The organism is Acinetobacter variabilis, assembly GCF_000369625.1.
GTDB classification, from domain to species: Bacteria; Pseudomonadota; Gammaproteobacteria; order Pseudomonadales; family Moraxellaceae; genus Acinetobacter; species Acinetobacter variabilis.
In genome coordinates, this window is record NZ_KB850113.1 from 1,844,783 (window position 1) to 1,868,945 (window position 24,163).

At 40.9% G+C, this 24,163-nt stretch carries 19 protein-coding genes; 7 read left to right on the plus strand and 12 right to left on the minus strand.

The window, feature by feature from the left end; genetic code table 11:
• Positions 1-42: 42 nt before the first annotated feature.
• From F897_RS14620 to pilG, 3 genes are read right to left on the minus strand one after another with little or no spacing between them, the layout of a single operon-like run.
• Complete coding sequence (locus F897_RS14620; RefSeq protein WP_004784984.1) at positions 43-579, minus strand: chemotaxis protein CheW; 537 nt, start codon at positions 577-579, stop codon at positions 43-45.
• Positions 580-584: 5 nt separating this feature from the next.
• Positions 585-953 carry a response regulator gene (locus F897_RS14625; protein ID WP_004784985.1) on the minus strand — a complete coding sequence of 123 codons (369 nt, stop codon included), beginning with the start codon at positions 951-953 and terminating at the stop codon, positions 585-587.
• A 25-nt stretch (positions 954-978) separates the two neighbouring features.
• A complete protein-coding gene (gene pilG / locus F897_RS14630; protein ID WP_004784987.1) occupies positions 979-1,362 on the minus strand; it encodes a twitching motility response regulator PilG in 384 nt (127 codons plus the stop codon).
• A 282-nt stretch (positions 1,363-1,644) separates the two neighbouring features.
• Between pilG and F897_RS14635 the strand changes: the two genes are divergently transcribed.
• The 4 genes from F897_RS14635 to F897_RS14650 all read left to right on the plus strand — a co-directional run bounded on the left by F897_RS14635 (position 1,645) and on the right by F897_RS14650 (position 8,409).
• A complete protein-coding gene (locus tag F897_RS14635; RefSeq protein WP_005237001.1) occupies positions 1,645-2,289 on the plus strand; it encodes a hypothetical protein in 645 nt (214 codons plus the stop codon).
• 51 nt (positions 2,290-2,340) lie between these two features.
• Positions 2,341-3,468, plus strand: a complete 1,128-nt coding sequence (locus F897_RS14640) for an efflux RND transporter periplasmic adaptor subunit (protein WP_005237002.1) — start codon at positions 2,341-2,343, stop codon at positions 3,466-3,468.
• 18 nt (positions 3,469-3,486) lie between these two features.
• Positions 3,487-6,594 (plus strand): efflux RND transporter permease subunit, encoded by a 3,108-nt coding sequence (locus tag F897_RS14645; protein WP_005237005.1) that lies wholly within the window; start codon positions 3,487-3,489, stop codon positions 6,592-6,594.
• 96 nt (positions 6,595-6,690) lie between these two features.
• Positions 6,691-8,409, plus strand: a complete 1,719-nt coding sequence (locus tag F897_RS14650; RefSeq protein ID WP_005237008.1) for a proline--tRNA ligase — start codon at positions 6,691-6,693, stop codon at positions 8,407-8,409.
• Between the two features lie 57 nt (positions 8,410-8,466).
• Here the strand turns inward: F897_RS14650 and F897_RS14655 are convergent, their stop codons facing one another.
• From F897_RS14655 to F897_RS14680, 6 genes are all read right to left on the minus strand, one after another.
• Positions 8,467-9,882 carry a hypothetical protein gene (locus F897_RS14655; RefSeq protein WP_005237010.1) on the minus strand — a complete coding sequence of 472 codons (1,416 nt, stop codon included), beginning with the start codon at positions 9,880-9,882 and terminating at the stop codon, positions 8,467-8,469.
• A gap of 16 nt (positions 9,883-9,898) precedes the next feature.
• A complete protein-coding gene (locus tag F897_RS14660; RefSeq protein ID WP_005237012.1) occupies positions 9,899-12,073 on the minus strand; it encodes a DUF6160 family protein in 2,175 nt (724 codons plus the stop codon).
• 29 nt (positions 12,074-12,102) lie between these two features.
• Positions 12,103-12,819: a hypothetical protein gene (locus tag F897_RS14665; protein ID WP_005237014.1), complete on the minus strand. Its 717-nt coding sequence runs from the start codon at positions 12,817-12,819 to the stop codon at positions 12,103-12,105.
• A 12-nt stretch (positions 12,820-12,831) separates the two neighbouring features.
• Positions 12,832-14,856: a hypothetical protein gene (locus F897_RS14670; protein ID WP_005237016.1), complete on the minus strand. Its 2,025-nt coding sequence runs from the start codon at positions 14,854-14,856 to the stop codon at positions 12,832-12,834.
• A gap of 233 nt (positions 14,857-15,089) precedes the next feature.
• Positions 15,090-15,659 carry a dCTP deaminase gene (gene dcd, locus F897_RS14675; protein WP_004785008.1) on the minus strand — a complete coding sequence of 190 codons (570 nt, stop codon included), beginning with the start codon at positions 15,657-15,659 and terminating at the stop codon, positions 15,090-15,092.
• Positions 15,660-15,781: 122 nt separating this feature from the next.
• Positions 15,782-16,375 carry a LysE family translocator gene (locus F897_RS14680; protein ID WP_005237019.1) on the minus strand — a complete coding sequence of 198 codons (594 nt, stop codon included), beginning with the start codon at positions 16,373-16,375 and terminating at the stop codon, positions 15,782-15,784.
• Positions 16,376-17,020: 645 nt separating this feature from the next.
• Between F897_RS14680 and F897_RS14685 the strand changes: the two genes are divergently transcribed.
• The 3 genes from F897_RS14685 to F897_RS14695 are packed head-to-tail and all read left to right on the plus strand — an operon-like array spanning position 17,021 to position 20,522.
• Positions 17,021-18,025 carry a TAXI family TRAP transporter solute-binding subunit gene (locus F897_RS14685; RefSeq protein WP_005237020.1) on the plus strand — a complete coding sequence of 335 codons (1,005 nt, stop codon included), beginning with the start codon at positions 17,021-17,023 and terminating at the stop codon, positions 18,023-18,025.
• Positions 18,025-18,510 (plus strand): DUF1850 domain-containing protein, encoded by a 486-nt coding sequence (locus tag F897_RS14690; RefSeq protein ID WP_005237021.1) that lies wholly within the window; start codon positions 18,025-18,027, stop codon positions 18,508-18,510. The genes F897_RS14685 and F897_RS14690 overlap by 1 nt, the downstream gene beginning before the upstream one ends.
• The gene (locus F897_RS14695) at positions 18,507-20,522 is read left to right on the plus strand and encodes a TRAP transporter permease (protein WP_005237022.1); all 2,016 of its coding nucleotides are present in this window, start codon (positions 18,507-18,509) and stop codon (positions 20,520-20,522) included. Before F897_RS14690 ends, F897_RS14695 begins: the two co-directional genes overlap by 4 nt.
• Before the next feature lie 40 nt (positions 20,523-20,562).
• On the opposite strand, the gene apbC is transcribed toward F897_RS14695, so the two are convergent.
• The 3 genes from apbC to F897_RS14710 all read right to left on the minus strand — a co-directional run bounded on the left by apbC (position 20,563) and on the right by F897_RS14710 (position 24,026).
• On the minus strand, positions 20,563-21,822 hold the full coding sequence (apbC, locus tag F897_RS14700) for an iron-sulfur cluster carrier protein ApbC (protein WP_005237023.1): 1,260 nt from the start codon (positions 21,820-21,822) through the stop codon (positions 20,563-20,565).
• 244 nt (positions 21,823-22,066) lie between these two features.
• Positions 22,067-23,095 (minus strand): IS701 family transposase, encoded by a 1,029-nt coding sequence (locus F897_RS14705; protein ID WP_079255106.1) that lies wholly within the window; start codon positions 23,093-23,095, stop codon positions 22,067-22,069.
• A 121-nt stretch (positions 23,096-23,216) separates the two neighbouring features.
• The gene (locus tag F897_RS14710) at positions 23,217-24,026 is read right to left on the minus strand and encodes a hypothetical protein (RefSeq protein WP_005237024.1); all 810 of its coding nucleotides are present in this window, start codon (positions 24,024-24,026) and stop codon (positions 23,217-23,219) included.
• Positions 24,027-24,163: the final 137 nt, after the last annotated feature.

The following is a 24,163-nucleotide window of genomic DNA, read 5'->3' on the forward strand; positions in this document are numbered from 1 at the left end:
CCTCTCCCCGATTTACGTCTTTATTACTTTCGTGCGCGACGTTTAATTTATAAATTTTATAGATGCGTTCATAAATTTTGGATTTTGCAACAGACGACTGAATAAGAACACATGCCATTGCTGGTTATGCTGGTGGAAAAATCCCTGACAGTATTCTTGTAAGTTATTATCCAATTCAGTAGTTTTAGAAAAAAAACTTTTCTTATTAAAATGTTGTATACCCAAAACTTGATCAACGACCAAACCGACATATTGGTCATTATGGTGAATACATAATACTTTTTGAGTCGGTGAAAACTGGCTACTCTGTCCTGATACATATTGAGTCAAATCAGAAACTGATAATAACCTTCCCCGAATATTGGCCAATCCTAACACCCATGATTGAGTATTAGGAACTAGCGTATATTTTGGAGGATAGATCACTTCGGATACTTCCCCCAGCGGGGCAACAAAATATTGCCCCATCATCTCAAAAGCAATGCCTGACCATCGGTTGACTTCATTTTCATTAGAAACGTAGTTTTTATTTCCCCGTTTCGCAATGCGAAGCAATTCGATAAATCCATTTGCTGCCATAGAGCTTATCCTGCGTTGAGGTGGTGCTTAATCACTTCAATCAACTGTTTTTCATCTACCGGTTTTGTAAGATAATCTGCGGCACCCTGACGTTTACCCCAAACGCGGTCAGTGGCCTGATCTTTGGTACTTACAATCACAATCGGAATATGCTTGGTGGTTGCACCACGTGCGATTTGACGTGTTGCCTGGAAGCCATTCACGCCTGGCATGACCACATCCATCAATACCAGATCTGGCAACTCAGCCTGAGCCATGGTTACCCCATCTGCACCATTGGATGCTTCAATCACCTCAAAGCCATGTTTAGAAAGAATCTCTCTAAAACGGAATGTTTCTGTCGGTGAGTCATCTACGATTAAGATACGCGCCATGCCAATTCCCCTAAAAAATCAATTATTAAGCACTAATATGGTTACGGATTGCATTAAGCAATTCATCTTTACTGAAAGGTTTAGTCAAGTATTCATCCGAACCAACAACACGACCTTTGGCCTGATCAAATAAGCCATCTTTACTCGAAAGCATAATCACAGGAATATTCTGATAATTTTGAGAGTTTTTAATCAACGCACAAGTTTGATAACCATCTAGACGAGGCATCATGATGTCTACAAATACGATATCTGGATTGGCTTCTGCGATTTTTGACAAAGCTTCAAAACCATCTACCGCAGTCACGACTTCATATCCTTCGCGCTGTAGAAGAGTTTCTGCTGTACGACGAATGGTCTTTGAGTCATCAATGACCATAACTTTTAGATTTTGGAATTTATCGTCCATTTTGACCCTTCCCATTTTAGAAACGATGTGCCATAAGGCTCATAGGATTATTTTATTACGATCGATAAACACTTTTAACACAAATCCACTTGTATTATCAATGAACATTTTCTACACAAGTGTGCAAAAATAGCGGATTTCATCAACCATTTCACATTTTTATTTTGTCATTGCTTTTTTTTTGATTGACGGTAGTTTTTAATTCGTGAATTTGAGTCTAATATAGCATTATTATTACTTTAAAATAAGTAATTTAGTCAACTTTCAATTGGGGAGCCAATGATGAGTCAGTTTTCAGAAAAACTTGCTTTCATTGATAAAAATAAAATGACTGGCCAATTCATATTTGCAGTGACACTTTTTCTTCAGGTCACCATTTCATATGCCTCAACTAACCAGCCACCAAAAGCCACCTGGTATCGCTATTATGATAATAAAGGCGTGGCCAATATCAGCACTAACGTTACCCCCAACCATATCCGCTATGGCTATGAGGCACTTGACCAGAATATGCAGGTCATTAAACGTGCACGTCCTTATAATGTCGATAAAGATATTAAACAGGCGCCGCAACGTGCCAAGCAAGCCCAGCGCATCGCAGAAGATCAAAAACTGAAACGTGCCTATACCAATAGCCATGTTGCTCTACAAAAAAAGAATGAAAGTCTGAGCCAACTGAAGAAACAAATTGCCTTTCAGCAAGAGCAGATGAAACAGTTGCAGCAAGACCGGGTCATGTTTGTACGCCAAGAACGTGAATATTTACGTAAAGGCAATAATCCCCCGGCCTCTTTAAAAGCCAACCTTGAAAACAACCAGAAAAACCTGATTTCTCAAAAAGAAAATATTCAATCTTTACAAACTCGCTATCGAAATATGGAAGCGGAATACGACAGAATTATTGCCCGTTTAAAAGCGCTTGAATAAACACAAATAACTTGTTGTTGCTTTAAACGACCACAAGTGAAAAGGATTAATATGCCATTTGCACAGCATTTTCATATTTCAAAGACCTCTTCTTCGCGCTCTGTATTGATGATGAGTGCACTTTGCTTAAGTCTTTTTCTAAGCGGCTGCAATAAAAATGAATCTACACCGCAAGCCGAAAGTCCAAAAACAATTGAACTGATTCCTCAGGATCTGGTTGCCGTAAAGACAGGTACTTCAATCCAGAAATCCGCATTTACCGGCACTATTCGCGCAGTCAATCAAAGCAGTATTCAGGCGCAGGTTTCGGCCACTGCCGCCAGCGTCAATGCTCAGGTCGGTGACAATGTAGCTAAAGGTCAAGTACTGGTCCGCTTAAATAATCAGGATAATGCTGCACGTCTGGCTCAGGCCCGTGCCAATCTCGCATCTACCCAGGCACAGGCCAATCAGGCGCGTAACATGATGCAGCGCAAAAAGCGCCTGCTCGATCAAGGCTTTATTTCTAAAGTTGAATATGAGCAAAGTCAGGTTGACTATCAGGCCCAGGTTGAAAATGTCCGCGCACAGCAAGCCAATGTCGATATTGCCGTAAAAGCTGATCGTGATGGCATTATCACTAGCCCGATTAGTGGTGTGATCACTCAGCGTCAGGTTGAGCCCGGTCAAACCGTGGCGATCGGACAAACCCTGTTTGAAATCGTAAATCCAAATCAACTGGAAATTCAGGCCCGTGTGCCGAGTGAAATGCAGTCCAGTCTGCGTTTAGGTAGTAAAATTGAATATCAGATTCAGGGCAATCCAAATACGTTTACCGCTGCTATTAGCCGGGTGTCTCCAATTGCCGATCAGGCCAGTCGCCAGATTGAATTCTTTGCCAGACCGAATGAAAGTATTCCCTCTTTAAGTATTGGCTCTTTTGTGGAAGGCAATATTCTGAGTTCTCAACAAGTTTCTGGTCAGATTATTCCCCTCGATACCATTCAGGATATCCAGAATAAACCTTATGTCTGGGTTATTCGCCAGAACAAAATTATTAAAGTGAATGTTCAGGTTCTGGAACAGCGCTATAACCAGAATACTGCAGTGATCCAAGGTCTGGAGACAGGTGATCAGGTCAGTCGCATTCCATTTACCAAGGCAGATCTCAACAAGCCAGTGACACTACGTTCCAACTAATCAGACAGGATCATTAATATGTGGTTTACCCGAATTAGTGTGAAGTATCCCGTCTTCACCATTATGATGATGTTCTGTTTGATGGTACTTGGACTAGCTTCCTGGCAGCGCATGGGTGTAGAAGAATTTCCGGATGTCGACTTTCCCTTTGTGGTGATTTATACCAACTATCCAGGCGCTTCTCCAGAAACTGTTGAATCGGAAATTACCAAAAAACTTGAAGACCAGATCAATACTATTTCTGGTTTAAAACAGGTAATTTCACAATCCAGTGAAGGCCTGTCGATGATTACGGCCGAATTCAATCTGGAAGTTCCTTCTACCATGGCGGCACAGGATGTCCGTGACAAAATTGCCTCAGTCACCGCCGAATTCCGTGATGAAATTCAGGAACCAGTTGTCGAGCGTTATGATCCGACTGCCAATGCAATCATGTCGATCGTATTTGAGTCCGACAATATGGGTTTAAAGGCACTGAGTTCCTATCTGGATCAGCGCATTGTTCCACAACTACGAACTGTTCCGGGAGTAGGTACAGTCAACCTTCTTGGTGATGCACAGCGCCAGATTCGCATTCAGATTGAACCCCAGAAACTGCAAGCTTTTGGTATCGGCGTGGATAGCGTCATTAATACTCTGAAATCTGAAAATATCGAAGTTCCGGGCGGTACATTAAAATCTGGCAACTCGGAACTGGTGATTGAGATCAATTCCAAAGTGCTACATCCCCTCGCCTTTGGCGATTTGGTGATTGCCAATAAAAATGGTGCACCGATCTTTCTGAAACAGGTCGCAGAAATTGAAGATAGCCAGGCAGAACTTGAAACTGGTGCATTTCTGGATGGTAAAGCTGCAGTGGCTGTCGACATCCTGCGTAGCTCTGATTCTAATGTCATTGAAGTTGTAGACAGTACCTACAAAACCCTTGAAAGCCTCAAATCCCAACTGCCACAAGGAACCACCTTAAAAGTTGTGGTGGATTCTTCAAAAAGTATCCGCGGCACCATTGGTGATGTTGCGCGTACCATTATTGAGGGTGCGGTTCTTGCGGTGCTGATTGTTCTATTATTTTTAGGTTCTTTCCGCTCAACGGTCATTACTGGCCTCACTCTGCCGATCGCTTTGCTCGGAACTTTGACCTTTATCTGGGCTTTTGGTTTCAGCATTAACATGATGACCTTATTAGCCCTGTCTTTAAGTATCGGTTTGCTGATTGATGATGCAATTGTAGTACGGGAAAATATCGTACGGCATACCGATATGGGTAAAGACCATGTCACTGCTGCACTGGACGGAACCAAAGAAATTGGTCTTGCTGTTCTGGCAACAACCCTGACAATTGTCGCGGTCTTCTTGCCTGTCGCCTTTATGGGTGGAATTATTGGGCGTTTCTTTTATCAGTTCGGTGTGACGGTGAGTACCGCCGTTCTGATTTCCATGTTTGTCAGTTTTACTCTGGATCCAATGCTATCTGCACATTGGGCAGAAAAGAAAAAAGATTCCAATAAAAAGCCGGGCCGAATCAAACGCTTCTTTAACTGGATTTCAGGCAAATTAGACAATTTAAGTCATGTCTATGAAAAGCTATTGAAACTGGCTTTACGCTTTAGGTTCATTACCATTGTGATTGCAGTGGCATCTCTGTTTGGCGCTTTAGCACTCTCGAAACTGATTGGTACCGAGTTTGTACCTGTCCCGGATAAGGGTGAAATCCGGATCAAGTTTGAAACCCCAGTCGATGCTTCACTGGAATATTCACAAGCCAAACTGCAACAGGTCGATAAAATCGTACGTCAGCATCCTGATGTACGTGCAACTTATGGCGTAATTAATGGTGTGACCGATCGCGGTAAAAATCATGTCAGCTTACGTGTCACTGTAACTCCGCGGACTGAACGTGAGAAAAGCTTGAATGATCTCAATAATGAATTCCGTCAACGTTTACAATCTGTGGGCGGCATTACCATTACCTCAGTTGCTTCCGCGGATGAAACCGTATCGGGTGGTCAAAAGCCGATTATGATCTCAATCAAGGGCCCTGATTTGAATGAACTACAAAAGATTTCTGATCGTTTTATGGTCGAGATGGCTAAAATTGATGGCATCGTCGATCTGGAAACATCCCTCAAAGAGCCAAAACCGACCTTAGGTGTACAGATCAATCGCGTTCTGGCCAGTGATCTTGGTTTGTCAGTCAATCAAATTGCCAATGTAGTTCGCCCATTGATTGCCGGCGATGATGTCACCACGTGGCAGGATGAAAAAGGTGAAACTTATGATGTTAACTTACGCCTGACCGAAGACCGGCGCACCCTGCCGAGCGATCTGCAAAATATGTATATCACTTCATCTAAAATGGATGGCAATAATCAGCCGATTTTGATCCCGCTTTCTAGCGTTGCTAATTTTGAGGAAAAACTGGGAGCTTCTCAGATTAATCGTCGTGATCTGGCGCGTGAGGTGCTGGTTGAAGCAAATACCTCTGGACGCCCTGCAGGTGACATCGGTACTGACATTAGCAGACTTCAGGATAATTTCGACATGCCACCGGGTTATAGTTTTGATACCCAAGGTGCCAATGCAGATATGGCAGAATCCGCTGGTTATGCGTTGACTGCGATTACCCTGTCGATTGTATTTATTTATATTGTGCTGGGTTCACAGTTCAACAGCTTTATTCATCCTGCTGCCATTATGGCTTCATTACCTTTGTCATTAATTGGTGTATTCCTGGCGCTGTTCCTGTTTAATTCGACCATGAACCTGTTTTCGATTATCGGGATTATTATGCTGATGGGTCTGGTAACCAAAAATGCGATTCTGCTTATCGACTTCATCAAGAAAGCCATGGATCGGGGTGAAGCCCGTTATGATGCGATTCTGAATGCCGGCAAAACCCGTTTACGTCCAATTCTGATGACCACCAGTGCCATGGTCATGGGAATGGTGCCGCTCGCTCTGGGCTTAGGTGAAGGTGGTGAACAAAGTGCACCGATGGCACATGCCGTGATCGGCGGGGTAATTACCTCCACCCTGCTGACATTGGTCGTGGTTCCAGTGATTTTCACTTATTTGGATGACCTTAAGAATTTTATGCTGCGCCAAGCCCGTAAAATCATGGCATAATTTAAACCATCACAATGAGGTGACATTCACGAATGTTCACCTCATTTTTTATTGTATAATCTCTGCTTTAACGCTTAATTTTTTAGGACAGTTTCCATGCGCGCGAGTCGCTTTTTATTTGCAACGTTGAGAGAAACCCCGAACGATGCTGAAGTTATTTCACATCAGCTGATGCTTCGTGCCGGTATGATTCGTAAGTTGGCTTCAGGTTTGTACACCTGGCTGCCGATGGGCGTTCGCGTATTAAATAAAGTTGCAGCGATCGTTCGCGAAGAAATGAATAACGCGGGTTCACTCGAAGTCTTGATGCCTGTGACTCAACCAGCTTCTCTTTGGGAAGAATCTGGTCGTTATGTGCAATACGGTCCTGAACTATTACGTTTTAAAGATCGTCATACCAATGACTTTGTGCTTGGTCCAACACACGAAGAAGTGATCACTGATCTGGCACGTAATGAGCTAAAAAGTTACAAACAATTGCCTGCAAACTTCTACCAGGTTCAAACCAAGTTCCGAGATGAAATCCGTCCTCGTTTTGGTGTAATGCGCTCACGTGAATTCATCATGAAAGATGCTTACTCTTTCCATGCGGATCAGGAATCTCTGCAAGAAACTTACGATAAAATGTACGAAGCGTACTGCAAGATCTTTACCCGTTTAGGTCTGGATTTCCGTCCAGTACAAGCGGATACCGGTTCAATCGGTGGTTCAGGTTCACACGAATTCCACGTCTTGGCTTCAAGTGGTGAAGATGATATCGCATTCTCAACTGAATCTGATTATGCGGCTAACATCGAAATGGCTGAAGCGATTCTGGTGGGCGATCGTGCTGCTCCAACTCAAGAACTGAAAGTGGTTGATACCCCAAATCAAAAAACGATTGCTGATGTATCAAGCTTCCTTGGCACTGACCCTGCACATTCAGTGAAGGCATTACTGGTTCAAGGCGTTGCAGCTGAAGAAGGTAAAGCAGCTCCTGTCGTTGCCCTGTTCCTTCGTGGTGACCATGAACTGAATGAAATTAAAGCCGAAAAGCATCCAAAAATTGCTGCGCCTTTGGCTTTTGCTACTGAAGCTCAACTTGCTGAACTAGGTTTGACTGCTGGTTTTGTAGGTCCACAAGGTTTAGTAGAAAAAGGCCTAACAGTGATTGTAGACCGTGCTGCTTCTGTACTTTCTGACTTCGTCGCGGGTGCAAATGAAGCAGACAAGCACGCAACTGGCGTGAACTGGGAACGTGATGCGCAGTTTAGCGAAGTTTATGACCTGCGTAATGTGGTTGAAGGCGATCCTTCTCCAGATGGCAAAGGTACACTTCAAATCAAACGTGGTATCGAAGTGGGTCATATCTTCCAGTTAGGCAAAAAATATTCTGAAGCTTTAGGTTGTAAGGTCTTAGGTGAGGATGGCAAACCATTCACTGTAACCATGGGTTGTTATGGTATTGGTGTGACACGTGTCGTAGCATCTGCAATTGAACAGAATTACGATGAAAAAGGCATCATCTGGCCGGCTGCGATCGCTCCATTTGAAGTAGCAATTGTGCCAATGAATGCGCATAAATCACCTCGCACTTTAGAAGCTGCTGAAAGCTTATATGCAGAACTGCAAGCTGCTGGTTTTGACGTACTGCTTGATGACCGTAATGAACGTCCAGGTGTGAAATTCTCTGATCTTGAATTGACTGGTATTCCACATCGCATTGTGATTGGTGAAAAAGGTCTGGATGCAGGTACTTTTGAATATAAAGGTCGCCGTGATGCAGAATCAGTAAATCTTTCTAAAGAAAAACTACTGGCAAAAATTGCTAAATAATTTTTTCTGAATCAATAAAAAAATCCCGCCTAGAGCGGGATTTTTTATATGTCTGAATTAGCAGAACTTGTGCCCACCAAAGCAGTTTGAGGTCACATTCTGGTTCTGTAGCAGCTTATCCATTAAGGTTAAAGTTGCAGGCGTACCAGTTGCATAATTAGTAAATTTACCCACATCAATATTCAATTTACGTACCACTGCAACATTCGCAAGAGATCCTAAAGCCTCGCCCACACTGACATCAATCAAGTTTTCAGGACGTAACAGAAACTCAGAAATAGCAGTTGCTACCTGAGGTAACACGAATGAAATATCAACTTCATCTGTGGTTTTTAATACACCCAGTTGAATCGGGTCTTTAAAAGATAGCCACCAACCTGGTTTTGCAATATCAGCCGCATCCGCACCTTGCCAATGCACATTCTGGCTCTGTAAAGACAAATAACCGCCTGTACCATTTAATGGAATATTATGGATCATATTTAGAGCCTGAACAAAGGTGATGTCCATATTCAGGTTATCCAGACTTGAACCAGCACCCATTTGAAAGAAAGAATGTGTTCCTAAATTAAGAAATCCAATTAATGGATCAAACTCTACATACAGCTTATCTTTTGAAAAATCTGGTGTACCAATCACATCATTTGGCAAAGTTGAACCCGTTAAAGCCTTTGCTAATGGAATCGAAGCAATAGTAGAACGGATATTACTTACAGTCGCTGACTTTAAGCGTTGCCCAGTCACGATAGTTTCTGGCATAGTAAAGTCTACCCGCATGGAAGGCACTGTAATCCCGGTATGGCCATCAGCACCTGGCTTACTGGTGAAAGTACGTGTTTGTCCTAAAGCCTTTAGATTCCCTGAGATTTTTTCATCATTTGCAATACCAAAGGTTCCCGCTTTTGTAACAGACTCACCAGTGGTTTGTGCCATTTTCATATAACCACTAAAACTTTTGAGGCCATCATTCGGATTTTCAACGTTGTCAGTTCCCATGGTTAAGAGTCCAACAATTTTATCTGCACCTAGACGGAAACCGACCACTTCTCGGGTAGAGGCACTTCCACCATTTTTAATTGCAAACTCAACAAAGGGATTACTCACACTGGCACTGGTATTAGCACGGTCGTCTGAAAAGACAGGGTTACCTTTATCATCAAGGCTGGTATTTAAGCCACTCAAAGCCAAGTTAGAAATATCAATATCACAACCATTGGTATTCCCAATACTGTTATTAGTTCCACCACAACCGAGCTGCAAAGTTTTGATATTAATGTTCAGTTCCATTAAAGCTTCAATACTTAGCTTATGGAAGTTAATCCCTTGTGATGAATCATAAGCATTTTCCAAATTTAATAATGCCTGTGCATCAACTGCCGATAAAGCCTCATCGTCTAAGGCTGTCATAGCCATCGCCTGTTGAGTAAGGCCCATTAAAGTGACAATCAAGCTATTCAATATTATTTTTTTCATGAAATCATCCCTTATTTCAGCGCGGTGTAATACCAAGCGTACTGCGCATGGTTCCGCCTGTGAGTGCAATTGTTGCTATATTCTGCATATTGCCATTTGTGGTCATGGCCATGTTGGTTCTAAACGGCTCGATAATCTTCTGATCTTTATTAAATTTAATTTGATTATCTAAAGTAACAGTATCTTCACTCACGCCTATTTTAGTGATTAATCCTAAATTCCCTTCCATACGATTAAAGTTAATCGCAGAAGTATGAACTGCACCTGTGCTATCTACATCTTCATTAATCAGACTAAAATAACTACCAAGATTATTAACATCACCTTTTTCTGTAGAAGTTAATGTTCGGAACTTAAAGTTTGCATCCAGCGATAAATAATTTTCGTCTGCTACATCCAGTCCTGGAATAATCATTAACTCACCACTACCATCAAGCATCATGGCAATTGTTGTTAATACATCGTCGCGTTTAGAAAAATTGTCATCAGGAACAAACTGATCACATTTATTGCCTGATACACAGTTATATTTAGATCCCGGTAGTTGCCCAATTGCCACCTCAGCTTTCGCTGCGATCAGCAATTTATCAGCTTTTACATAGATGCCTTCATCCTCATAACCAATCACCCCTTTGGATTCAATAAAGGCATCAATATTTCGAAGGCCAGCATAATAGTTTCGCGCATGGCCATTCTCTACACCACCATCAATTAAAAGAATTGAGGTCGTACTTGATGCTCCAGTTTTGGCATCCTTTCCATAACCTTCAGTTGATGCCATCACGTTATAGGCAATACCATTCTTGTCACCGTCATATTTTGTACCCGACAAGGCAACATTGGCATTCAAGTTGTAAATTGGAATACCAATTCCCCAAGAACCACTATTCCCGGAAATAACACCAGTATCATTAGAAATAAAATTTGCTTTGGCTGCAATCGACTGGAAATCCATACCCCGTATGGCAATTAGTGCAAAGTCCTGATTAGCAGACGTACTGCTTAAAGTTTGCTGCAAAATCGGATTACTTCGTCTAAGCGTTGACTTAATATTGTCATTCACTAAAAACTCTAGGCTCTGTGCCTGAATTGTATTGATATAAATATCGCCAAAATCAATATAAGCATTATTCTTTCCAGTTAATGAACGTAATTCATTAAACTGAACTGCATAGCTTCCTTTGCCGGTATGACCAATTTCCAAAGTCGTTGGCTTTAAACCCTGCGCTGCTGCCACTTCCTGATTGGTAAAATCAGCTGATAAACCAAGATGCAAGCCACCTTCACCTGCGTTATAGCTTGAAAGTCTATGATCTTGTCGCGTCAGCACACCACCAACTTTATTACTTATATCAAAAGAATTCAGTTTTGACTGATCGGCACCTAACGACAAACGTGCATTACTCACTGCACCCGAAATACCATAGCGCATGATATTTTTTAAATCGCCATCTCCATTCTGATAGCGTAAATCAAAGTTTAATCCAGCTGTTTGCGCACCAGTTGTTCCTACAGCCACTGGTTTTAAATTAATTAGATGGTCTTGTGTGCCACTTTTACTGGCGAGTACGATGCCTTTTGTCGGGTCTATATACATATAGCCCGTACCAGCGAAGTTAAAATTAAAGTTATCTAGAACTAAGCTATTTGTACCTAAAGTATGTTTAATCGTGGCATCTTGCAAATTGAAATCGATAGTAGCTGTTTCATTCTTATTGAATAAACCAGCTGTCGTTTGAAGCACCATTTTAAATGGACTATCAATCGCAAGACCTAGTTTGCCCAAATTTTGATTGTTTTCGACACAGCTTGTTCCAGCACATTCCTTACTCACCAGTTTAAAATCTGCATTGGCACTAAAGGGAGCTACGCTTGCTTCTAAACGAATCCCTGCACCAGCATCGGTCGCACCGACATCAAACTTAAGCTGGCTTAAAATCGCATTTTGATCTTTGCCTAAGATTTTTACTTTATGCAATCCCAGTCCCATCTTGGTATTTACATCAGCATTCGGGTCATACCAATTGAGCTGTTCAACTTCAACTTTTGATACCTCGTGCGTAATCGTAATACCGTCTTGACCAGTGATATAACCTAATTCTTGTTCTTCAATCAGCTCTAGTGCATAACTATGCTGTGCCAAACAGATACATGCCGTTAATAATTTAATTTGTGATTTTATTTTTTTCATTCTTTCATCCCTATGCTGCATCCATGCAGTTAGCAACGGCTTTGTGCACTCCCTGCTGAGCAGTTAAAGCCAAATATTTTTAAGTTTCCTGACATGTGCATGTTGCCGTGCATATTGAGACCCATAAAGCCCTTCTCACGCCCCTGGTCAAATTCTGGAACATCTGCTGAGGCAGTGGTATATGTACCGTCCTCTTTATAAACACGATTGGTGAAGGTCGTATACTTTTCTGAATTGGCATAGCCTTCCTTATCACCCTCACCGGTTCCGGTTTCAATAGCCAAAGTGTTAAAGCCCAAATTTCTTATTTTTAAAGGTTTATCATCATAAAAAGTGATTTTCATGGCTGTTTGAGGATCGCCTGCCGCATTAGTAATCGTGGTGCCATCGATAGAAAACTTATCAATTTGCAGGGTGCCTTGTATTCCTTTAAATACTAGCCATTTTTTATTGCCTTGGGCGTCGACATGATTGTTCGGAGAAATAGCCAAGCGACAAAACAAGGTGTTAATTCCACAATCTGTTGTTGGCTTGTAATACACTTCTAACTTATTAGCGACCGTTTCAGAAATTTGAGATTTCGTTAAATCAGTAGCGTATTGATGATTGAGTGACAAGGTCCAGCTTAAATCCGCTCCGCCTTGACCCGTTTCTGCTGTCATTTGCTGCGGATCAAGACTGACCAAGCCGGCTTGTGTTGCTAAAGAAATCCCAAGAACTGTAGCAAGCATTAACTTTTTCAACATTGCCCTATTCCTTTATAGACCTGTCGTTTTTATTTTTAGATGTTGAATCAACACACCATCAATTACTGCTGAACCAAAATTCCTCATTGAATTATCAGTAGCTCCCCTAAATACCACACCGGTAGCATTATTATCATCTTTTGCCTTCAGCATATTGGTGTTGGCAATACGTTCAACAGAACCAATGGTGATACTACTGTGAGTTGCATCGCGTCCTTGATACAAGGCAATGCTATCTGAAGCTTGAGCTTTAATTTCATTACCACACGTATATACATTACATGTAGAGCCTAAAAGTGCTTCTGATCCTAAAAAGCCACCTTTTCCATCTGGATAACGCTGATAAATCCGGTTGTAAATATCTGGAATTTTAGGAATACGTGTAACTTCCAAAATAATATTATTTCCTTCCGAACCCACAACAAAAGGCTGGTACATACTTCCTAGTACCAGGTTGATATTCGGGCTATATAAATATAATCCCTCGGTATCATGAAATATAGGAGCTGCAGAGCCATTTAAAGCAGGAGTCGGACCATCTCCATCAAGATTATTCTCTTTTGCTGCACTACTAATACGAATCCCTTTACTGTTCAAATTGTTTGAATCACTGGTCAGAGTAGAGGGATCATCATTAGTATTGAGTCGGATCAGACTCGCCAGGCCCAAGGTTTGACTATATGCAAGATCAGGCGATGTAAGGGTTTGAAATAATCGGACTTGCGAACCGTTCATGCTCAAGCCATTAGCAATAAACTGTGCACGAAAACGTTCAGAAATATCTAAGCCTGAAGTAGGTGCTCCAGTAGCATAATCTACGGTATTACTTGAATTTAAAGAACGTGAGAAAATATCAGTCCAGAAACCTAGTTTAATATTATTATCTGCTTCATTTGCAGCAACTGTTGCAAGAGGGGCTTCCAAAGCTAGATAGCCCACTTCTTTTCCAGTATCCGTAAACTGTTTTACCGTTTCAGACCCTGCATGGAATAACCATGGATTGCTGGCTGTTCCCCAACTAAATCCCTGATTGCTATAGCGGCTACTGAGCGAGTTATCACTTTTTGATAGAGCCAAACCATAGATAAATACATCAGCCTTCGTACGTAGCGTACTGACTGAGGCACCCATTGCAGCTTCTTTGGCCGCTGTTGTTGCGCTCGCTTTAACCGCCTGCTCCATAGCGGTCACTGCATTTTTTGCCTGAATTAGTGCATATTTATCTGCTTCAATTGCTAGTTTTTCTTGAGTCCGGTTTTCAACAATCGTTGTTACCCCAGGATCGATCAAATTACTTCGGGATCCTACAGCCTGAGTCCATTTATTATTAAGAGAAACGGATGCACGATTCCCCCATAATAATTCAATCATTTCATAAGTATTAGCTAAAGCATATTCTGCTGATTTATCTTTTAACCATAATGTAGATTCTAATGAATCAGGTTTTGTTATTGTTCCATCATTACTTAGAGCTAAAGGCCAAAGATTACCATCATAATAATCTTGATAGCGCTGATCATAATACTGCTTCATTAAATCTGAATTGCGATATTGCTCAACAAGACCAGCACGCGCATTAGCACCAATTTCATTACGGATTGCAGTTAAAGTCGAATTATAGTTTTGAGTTTTATAGGTACTGACACTATTGTTATAAGTCATTTGATAAAGATTGGCATTTGCACTGATACCATTTAAATAGCTACTTGCATACACTCGATCATAGACTTTGTTATAGGCACGCTCACCTAACTGAGCATAGTTCTCTCCAGTCGGAATAATACGAATAAAGCCAGTGTCTGCCTGACCTGGATTGGCAATACCTCGTGCATAGCTTGAACCACTGGAAGCATCATTCGGTGCCTGAAAAACCATTTTAAAGTCATCAAGTACTAGGGCAACACCTTCACCGGTAGTATCAGAAAGAGAAGAATCAGTTAATTCCTGCATTGCATGTGCGGATGGCAATAATCCTAAACCGATCATCATTGCCAAATAGCTTTTACGAAATTGAAATTTAGCTTTTATTTGAGCCATCTCGACCTATCCTTCTTATCTGATGCTCCGCATCTTTATCCTTCAGCTTCCCAGCCTTCAATTTTTGATTTTTATGATGCTTGGCACATCTTTTTTATATATTCATTCTTCATTATGCTTATTTTTAGCAAGATTACCAAAGCCAAAAGCCTAAAAACCCCGAGTTTCCGATGAATGAAACAGCAAAAAAATAAGCGAGGCATTTGCCTCGCTTATTGAATGCTTTAAAACGATTAAGCTTTAGGCAAAGTAACGCCTGTCTGCCCTTGGTATTTACCACCACGATCTTTATAGGAGGTTTCACAAACTTCGTCTGATTCGAAGAACAACATTTGAGCCACACCCTCACCCGCATAAATACGTGCAGGCAGGTTAGTCGTATTCGAAAACTCTAGCGTGACATGACCTTCCCACTCAGGTTCAAGTGGGGTCACATTCACGATAATGCCACAACGTGCATAGGTCGATTTACCCAAGCAAACGGTCAGTACATTTCGTGGAATACGGAAGTATTCTACTGTACGTGCCAACGCAAATGAGTTGGGGGGAATGATACAAACATCCGATTCAATATCGATAAAGCTTTTTTCGTCAAAGTTTTTCGGATCGACAATTGCAGAGTGAACATTGGTAAATACTTTAAACTCACGCGCACAGCGCACATCATAGCCATAGCTTGAAACACCATAAGAAATCAGCTTTTGACCATTTTCATCCAGACGAATCTGGTTTTCTGCATAAGGTTCAATCATGCCGTGTTTTTCGCTCATTTCGCGAATCCAACGATCAGACTTAATTGCCATTGATATAATCCAAAAATCTTAAAAATAAGTAATTGCGACGTACTTTAACTGAAATTGACACTAATGAAAATAAGCGAAATTCTGACAGCTAAATTTCAGGAAATTTAGTTGCTTTTTCAGGTTTAAAGACTGAGGAGTGCTGAATAGGATAAAGGTACAGAAAAGCTCATTAAAATAATGGAAGCAGTCTTTTGTAAGTTCTTTTGATTCAGCCAGCGATTGTTTTTTCTAGCCAATAAACTACCTAAAAAGGTCCAGAAAAATGCGATAGGAATAAGTAATGCCAAGAATGCCAGCATATAAGTCACATAATATTGACTGCTTTTCCATACAATGACCGGGAAAATGGCCGAAGCAAATAATAATGCCTTAGGATTCAGCAAAGTCGCCAAAAATAGTTCCCGTGCCCGAATCGAAATATATTGAAAATTTTCACCAAGTTCTGCAGTACGCCATAATTTTAAAGCTAAAAATAGAATATAAGCAGCACTACAGAGTTTGAGAATATGAGGTAATTCCGGCAAATAGACCGAGATTTTACCAATCAAAAAGCCCCAGAATGTAATTGCGATGAGATAGCCGAAAGCTTCTGCAGGAATAAGGCGAAAAGTTTTTCTAAATCCAACTTGAATACCTGACGATGCCAATAAAGTATTGGTTGGGCCCGGTGTTAATAGAATGGCTGCCACTAAACCAATAAATAACCATGAAATCATAGTTTGACCTCGTTCTTAGGTATTAAGCATAAAATAATCCGGTCAAATCTGCAAAAAAATAATTGTAAGAGAACATATTAAAAAAATTTATATTTTATTATTTTTAATTAATTTCATATAATTACGTAAAAATATAAGAGAATTACCTTTCAGTCAATTTTGACAATTTATAAAGCTATAAGCTCATAATAAAATTACTAGAAAAGTAGAAGTTTCAATAAAGTATTCGGACTTAAAGTTCCTGAAATATTAGTCTCTACAACATGAAAGAAAAATCATCCAAAACTTTGAAATCATTATTTCTGGTAACTTTTGATTGAATTTTAATTCACTAAAATCCCTGCTCTTGCCTATGAACTTTGGGCACTTCAGAAAGATTTGATGATGGGAGCAACTTTTACCTAACTCCTAATGATTAAATTTCCACTCTCCATTTAAGATGTCTATCTTGCTCAATTTGTTCAACATATTGATAAAGTAAATTTTTGAAAAAAATGCTATTAAAGGTATTCAGATAAAATAATTGCTGTTAAATTGTACAAGTACAACAATTGATAATTCACATTTTTTTAACATCCAGACGGTTTAGTATATTGTTGTTTTAATTATATTTTAAGAACTACAGAATAATATCAGGAGTCATATATGAATAAATGGATCAAACTTTCAGTCATGAGTTTAGCGCTATCAGGCGTAGTTGCTTGCTCGAATGATAATGCACAAAATAAATCAGATAATCAGGCTACATCTGGTGAGAGCGTAGCTGCAGATAAACTGCAAACCCGATTTGTGAATATTGCGACAGGCGGTGCTTCAGGTCCTTATAATGTCATCGGAACAGGATTGGCTGAAATCTATAACAAGACCTACGGCGTGAGTTCCAAAACCCAGACCACAGGGGCTTCTGTCGAAAATCTAAATTTATTAAAACAGAACAAAGTTGAAATGGCCTTTGTCATGAGCGACAGCTTAACCGAAGCAATTAATGGTCAAGGCAGTTTTAGTTCTAAAATTGACAACGTGCAGCAGATCGCTGCGCTTTATCCGAACTATGTGCAAATCGTAACCTCAAAGCGCTCTGGTATCAAAAATATTGAAGATCTCAAGGGCAAACGTATTGCGGTGGGCGCCCAGAATTCAGGTGTAGAAGTGAATGCCCGTACTCTATTAAACGGTTTTGGTATCACTTATAAGGATGTCAAAGTAGATTACTTAGGTTATGCCGAAGCAGCGGATGCCTTGAAAGGCGGAAAATTGGATGCAGCCTTCCTGACCAGTGGTCTTCCAAACTCCTCCCTAATGGAACTGCAACAGGGTTTTGACCTTCAATTGGTCAGCATCAATCCAGATAAAGTGAAAGCGATTGCCAAAGATCAGGCGTATTTCCTGCCAATGACCATTCCTAAAGGGACCTATGGCAATGCTGAAGATATTCCAACAGCAGCGATCATGAATGCATTGGTGGTTCGCTCAGATTTGTCTACCGATGATGTATATAAGCTAACCAAAACGTTCTTCTCCAGCCTGGATCAGCTGGCAAATTCGCATCAGGCTGCTAAAGAAATCACTTTAGAAGGTGCACAAAAAGGTCTGGTTGCTCCACTGCATCCGGGCGCGCAAAAATTCTATGATGAGAATAAAGCGAACTGATGAAATGGATACAAGGTGCAGCGATTGCTGCACTTTTTAGTTTGGCTGCTTTTTTTATTAGCTGTGTTTGGATGACATTTCCGTATATTTTTGTGGAAGTGAAAGAACAAAATTTTCAGTGCAAAATTGACCAGAAATCTTTTCAGCTGAGCTGGATGCATTCGGTAGAAAGAACACAGTGGAAAGAACGTTATCTTCTAAGCAATGACTATTTCATTCTGACAGATACTCAGTTCATCTCATTTGGTGCGGGTACACCTGATCAAGGTACTATTACTCGACTGGATGATGGCAATATCCATATGCAAATCAACCGGAAGATGAAAGAAATCAATTGGGTGATTTCACGCAGAATGCAGGGAAAAATTGAGAGTGCTGATCGGATCTGGAATATTTATCAGGATTTTCCTGACTATAGCACGGTACAGATCTCTATAAAAAAAGACAGCCTATGGAAAAAAAGAGGTTTAAATGATTGCCTATGAATCCACAAGAAACAAGAAATGTGACCGAAGCACTGGATGATCAACAGCAACAAGAATTATTAGAAAAATTTGACCGTGAATCTGTCACTCGCAATCCGATCAACAAATCGGTTCGCTGGTTTATTGCTGCCTTGGCAATATCCTATTCGTTATTTCATCTTTATATTACTTTTAATCCCTTGCCAGAACTGATTCAACGTGCAGCCCATGTATCCATTGGTCTGGCGCTGATTTTCTTGTTGTATCCAGCACGTCAGGCCAGTAGCCGGCAAAAGGTCGCATGGACGGACTGGATTTGGGTCATTGCCTCTTTTGCTTCTTTCTTTTATTTGTTTAAAGAATACCAAGCCATTATGACTACCCGGGGAGGCATTCCCAATACACTGGACATTGTCTTCTCAATTATGACGGTAGTATTGGTGGTTGAGGCTGCTCGAAGGGTAATGGGCTGGATGTTGCCGATCTTGGGACTGATTTTCTTAAGCTATCCATTTGTCAGTCATTTTGACTGGATGCCGGATCGCTTGCTCACTCGCCCCTATACATTCAGTGATATTTTCGGGCAAATGTATCTGAAGACTGAAGGTTTATATTCTTCAGCCATCGGTGCTTCAGTCACCTTCATTTTCTTGTTTATCCTGTTTGGTGCATTTTTGGCGAAATCGGGAATGGGAAAATTATTCAATGACCTGGCCATGGCACTTGCCGGTCATAAGCAAGGTGGGCCAGCCAAAGTTGCGGTGATTTCCAGCGGTTTTATGGGTAGTATTAATGGTACGGCGGTTGCCAATGTCGTAGGAACCGGTTCATTTACTATTCCCTTGATGAAAAAAATTGGCTACCACAAAAACTTTGCCGGTGCAGTGGAAGCCAGTGCTTCTGTAGGTGGGCAGATTTTACCTCCAGTCATGGGGGCTAGTGCATTCATCATGGCAGAAACAACTGGTGTCAGTTATGGCACGATTGCCTTAGCCGCGGTATTGCCTGCCCTACTGTATTATCTCGGTGTAATGGCACAAGTCCATTTCAGGGCAGGTCGGGATAATCTTAAAGGCGTTTCCAAAGCAGACTTGCCACGAGTCAAAGAAGTTCTGAAAGAGCGCGGACATTTATTACTTCCAATTATTGCGCTTGTGGTGTTCTTATTCCAGTCAATTCCGGTCAGCTATGCAGCGGTTTATACGATTTTATTGACCATTGTGGTAGCCGCATTCAGGAAATCCACCCGCATGGGACCTAAGGAAATTCTGGAAGCACTGGCAGATGGTGCTAAACAGTCACTCTCTGTGATGTCTGCCTGTGCAGTGGTGGGTATTATTATCGGTGTGGTCAGCTTGACCAGTTTTGGCTCGGTAATGACCTCTTCAATTATGAGTATTGGTGCAGGCAGTCTGTTTCTAACACTGTTTTTTACCATGATTGCATCGATGATTTTGGGTATGGGCCTACCATCCATTCCTGCCTATATTATTACCGCAACCATGGCAGCTCCGGCTTTAGCCAACTTTGATATTCCAATCCTAGTCGCGCATATGTTCGTGTTCTATTTTGGCCTGTTTGCCAATATTACCCCACCCGTCGCCTTGGCCGCCTTTGCCGGTGCCGGGATTGCCGGGGGTGACCCAATGCGGACTGGATTCCTGGCTTTGCGGTTATCACTGGCTGGCTTTATTGTGCCCTTCCTGTTTGTCTATAACCCGGCGATGCTGATGATTGATACAACAGATATTGCCGTGAATGCCAAAGAATTTGCCTTACCGGCATGGAATGTCATTTTAAGTATTACTGTGACGTCGATTGTCGGCATTCTGGCACTTGGCGCTGCAGTAGAAGGCTATTTTAAAATAGCTCTGAGCTGGTTCTGGCGCATCTTCCTGGGGGTTGGCGCACTCATGATGATTGTGCCTGAGACCATGACCGATATTATCGGCACCATCATGGTGATTATTGCAATTGGCTTTAATATCATTCAGGCAAGAAAAGAGAATACAGTTGCTACTAAAACCTCATAAAAAAGAGAGCCTCGGCTCTCTTTTTTTTCACTATAGAATCTTAGAAAATACGAGTTTTATCTTTTTCTGCTTTTGGCAATTTCGCTGCAATTTTCTGGGCAATGGTCATGTAACTTTCAGCAGCATCATCTCCAGCAATCACTGAAGGCTTACCGGCATCGGCATTTTCACGAATTACTGCATTCAAAGGCAGACGACCGAGCAATGGAATATTGTATTGCTCTGACAGTTTATCACCGCCGCCTTTACCAAAGATCTGTTCTTCATGACCGCAGTTCGAACAGATATGGGTCGACATATTTTCGACTACACCCATCACTGGAATCTGCACACGGTTAAACAGTTCAATGCCTTTGGTCGCATCCAGCAATGCCACGTTTTGTGGTGTGGTCACAATCACAGCACCTGTGACTGGAATACGCTGAGCGAGCGTTAACTGGATATCACCTGTACCTGGTGGCATGTCGATCATCAATACATCCAGATCCGGCCATAAGGTTTGATTGAATAGCTGCATCAAGGCACCTGTTGCTTTCGGACCACGCCAAGCAACCGGCGTATTACTATCACCCGTTAAGTGGCCAATCGATAGCACTGCCATACCATACGCATCCAGTGGGACAAACTGTTCGGCTTCGATCATCGGGGTTTTGCCAGCATTGCCGAGCATCGTCGGAATACTTGGACCATAAATATCCGCATCCAGTACACCCACTTTCAAACCTAATTTTTGCAAAGCCAAAGCCAGATTCACAGTCGTTGTAGATTTACCAACACCGCCCTTACCTGAAGAGACTAGAATGACATTCTGAATACGTGGATGCTTCGGCACATCACGTTGCTGTGGAGCAGCTTTCTGGATCGGCGGATTATTTGGGTCAGCTTCTGCTTGAGCTGCATGACCTGAAGCATCAACCACAGGTGGCAAATTCGATTTTGAAGCAGCAGTTTGCGGCTGGCTGGAACAGCTCTCGCCTTCTGCATGATGATGTCCACAACCGCCTTCTTTCTTATGACCCGTCTTTTGCTGAATCACATGCAGGTTTAGTTCTTTAATACCGCATTTCTCTAGCGCATCCGCCAGTTCATCATGAATCTGCTGTAACTGCTCTTTTTCTTCCGGATAAGTATTAATGGTGATTTGCAGAATCTCGCCTTGCACATTGACCTGTGTAATCCGGTCTTTCAATGCATTGCTAGAATTTGGCAAGACATAGTTTTGCAGTACGTTCTGCACAGCTTCTTCGTTCACCTCCTTGGAAGGCGAAAAAACCGATTTAAGCGAAGAAAGCCAGGACATAGGTTACTCCAAAAATATAGATAGACATCTGAATAGCTTAGTTTAACGAGGTTTTTGGCTCAGGTTAAGCAATCTGTATTCACAAGCCCAAAAGACAAATATGATTTCCAACTATTTTACTTGGTTTTAAAGGGTTACAGGGAAGAAAATTTATAAAGTCAGCATCACATCTTATTTATTGTTTTATATTATTGATATTTAAAATTTTAAATCAAATTAATTAGATAGTAGGACTTACGCACTATTATTTATAGATTCTCTGTGGTAGCAGATGATTTTTATCGAGAATAAAGTCATCAATGAAGTTTTTGATAACTGGTCTAAATAATTTCTTCTGCCAACGATATACATTTTCAAAGATCCGCTCAAACTGGTTCTTTTGTATCTCAACGTAGGCCATCAAGGCTGAAAAAATATGATTCAAAATCAGTTTAGATCGTCTTACTTGAAACTTTTCAATATGACAAACCTGTTTAATCACCCGGTGATATTGCTCTATTTTCCAATGACTTGAATGTAATTCATGAAAACCCTCAAAGGACAATAAATCATCTTCATCTTGATGCACAATATAAAACCTCTGCTGTTCTTTTAACTGAGTCTTAAATAATTGTACAAAGCCAAAATCTTTGAGCCAGACCACTTGACCCTGATGGAAATCTGGCAATAAACGCAGTTGAAACCATTGTCCTTTTTCTGGGGAAACCTTACGGTTACAGTCGATACCAAACATAAATCGAATACCATATTTTCTTATGGTTTTTAGATTTCCAGTCGATGAATACCAACTATCACCTGTAATAAATTGAATCTTTGCACCCCAACTGAGTACTTCACTTAACATATCCATAAAGTAATCATTCTTGGTTTTACTTTCAGATTTGTCATAAATTCGGAAATTAATTGGAATATTTTGACCATTTTGATCTGTCGCATACAAGGTAATGAGATTAATACCCTTGACGGATCGGTGGTGTTTGCCTGACCAAAAATAGCTAACCAAGTCCATATGTTGACTATATGGTTTATCTAAAACAGTATCATCAATACTGACTATAAGTTTATTATTATCAATATGTTGAATTGATTCTTGATATAGGTCGTGAGGTGTGTAGTCTTCACGCTCTAGAAAGCGATTTACACTATCATGCGAGATATTATAAGTCTCGGCAAGTTGTGTGCAGCTAATAGAGTTCGGTTCTGTCATGAGAAAGCCCATATAAATGGGTAATGTACAAGTTGCTGTAGAAGCATGTTTAATTCGTCTAATCACAGATACTTTATAAAGTATTTTAATACTTTTTTGAATCCGTCAATGCGTAAGTCCTAGATAGTATCCATTAAAAAACCACTTCATTCAAAAACTGAATGAAGTGGTTTTCGACATGAAATGATTATTTATGATTTTTATCTTGATCGGTCTTGTTTTGCCCAGATTGATCAGCCTTATCCTGATCCTTTTTAGCATCATCTTTGTTATTGGTCTGAGCTGATTTTTGGTCCTTATCCTTAGCCTCTTTAGATGAAGAATCCTGATCCTGCTTTTTTGAATTACTTGACTGAGATTGATCATCGCCTTTCATTTTAGTCATGGTTTCAGCCGCCATCTGTTTCAACTCATTTAGTTTCGTAGCAGCTTCATTTACCAAATCACTAATTTTGACCTTAGTATCTTCAAACTTGTGTAGCGCTTCATCTTTTAAATTTGCCATACGATCCTGGTCAGTCTGATTCGCTGATTTATCTCCAGAAGTATGATCCTGTGCCTTTTTCGAATCATCTGAACCTTGTTCACCATTTTTTTGGCTGTCTGATTTGCCATTTTTTAGCTCATTCAGAATCTTTTCGCCTTTTTGCAATAGCTCTTCACCAATTGCGATGGCTTTCGCCTTTAAGTCATCCATCTTGGTACTTTCGGTCTTTTTATCTGATTGATCAACATTATCAAAATCAGATTGGTCATTTTTAGACGCATCTTTTTGCTCTGATTGCTGATTACCAGATGCTTTAGAGTCTTGCTGATTATCAGACTTTTCATCAGCACCATTTTTTTGGGCTTCTAGGACTTCTTCATGTTTCTGCTTATGCTGTTTATCAATCTCGTTCTGCTTCTGCTCTTGTTCAATTTTGTCATGCAGCTCTCGTGCATGTTGTTCTTTATCTTGATTCTGTTTTGAAGTACTTGTCTGGTTATTCTGAGTCATGAGTACCCTCCTAAGGCGTCATAATAAAAATGATCAGCTAAATTTTTAGCACAAAGCATGCAATGACGTGGATGAATTAAGCAAACTGCAACAAAGCCTGTACATGTTGTTGCTATTGATTGCAAGAAGTAGCATCA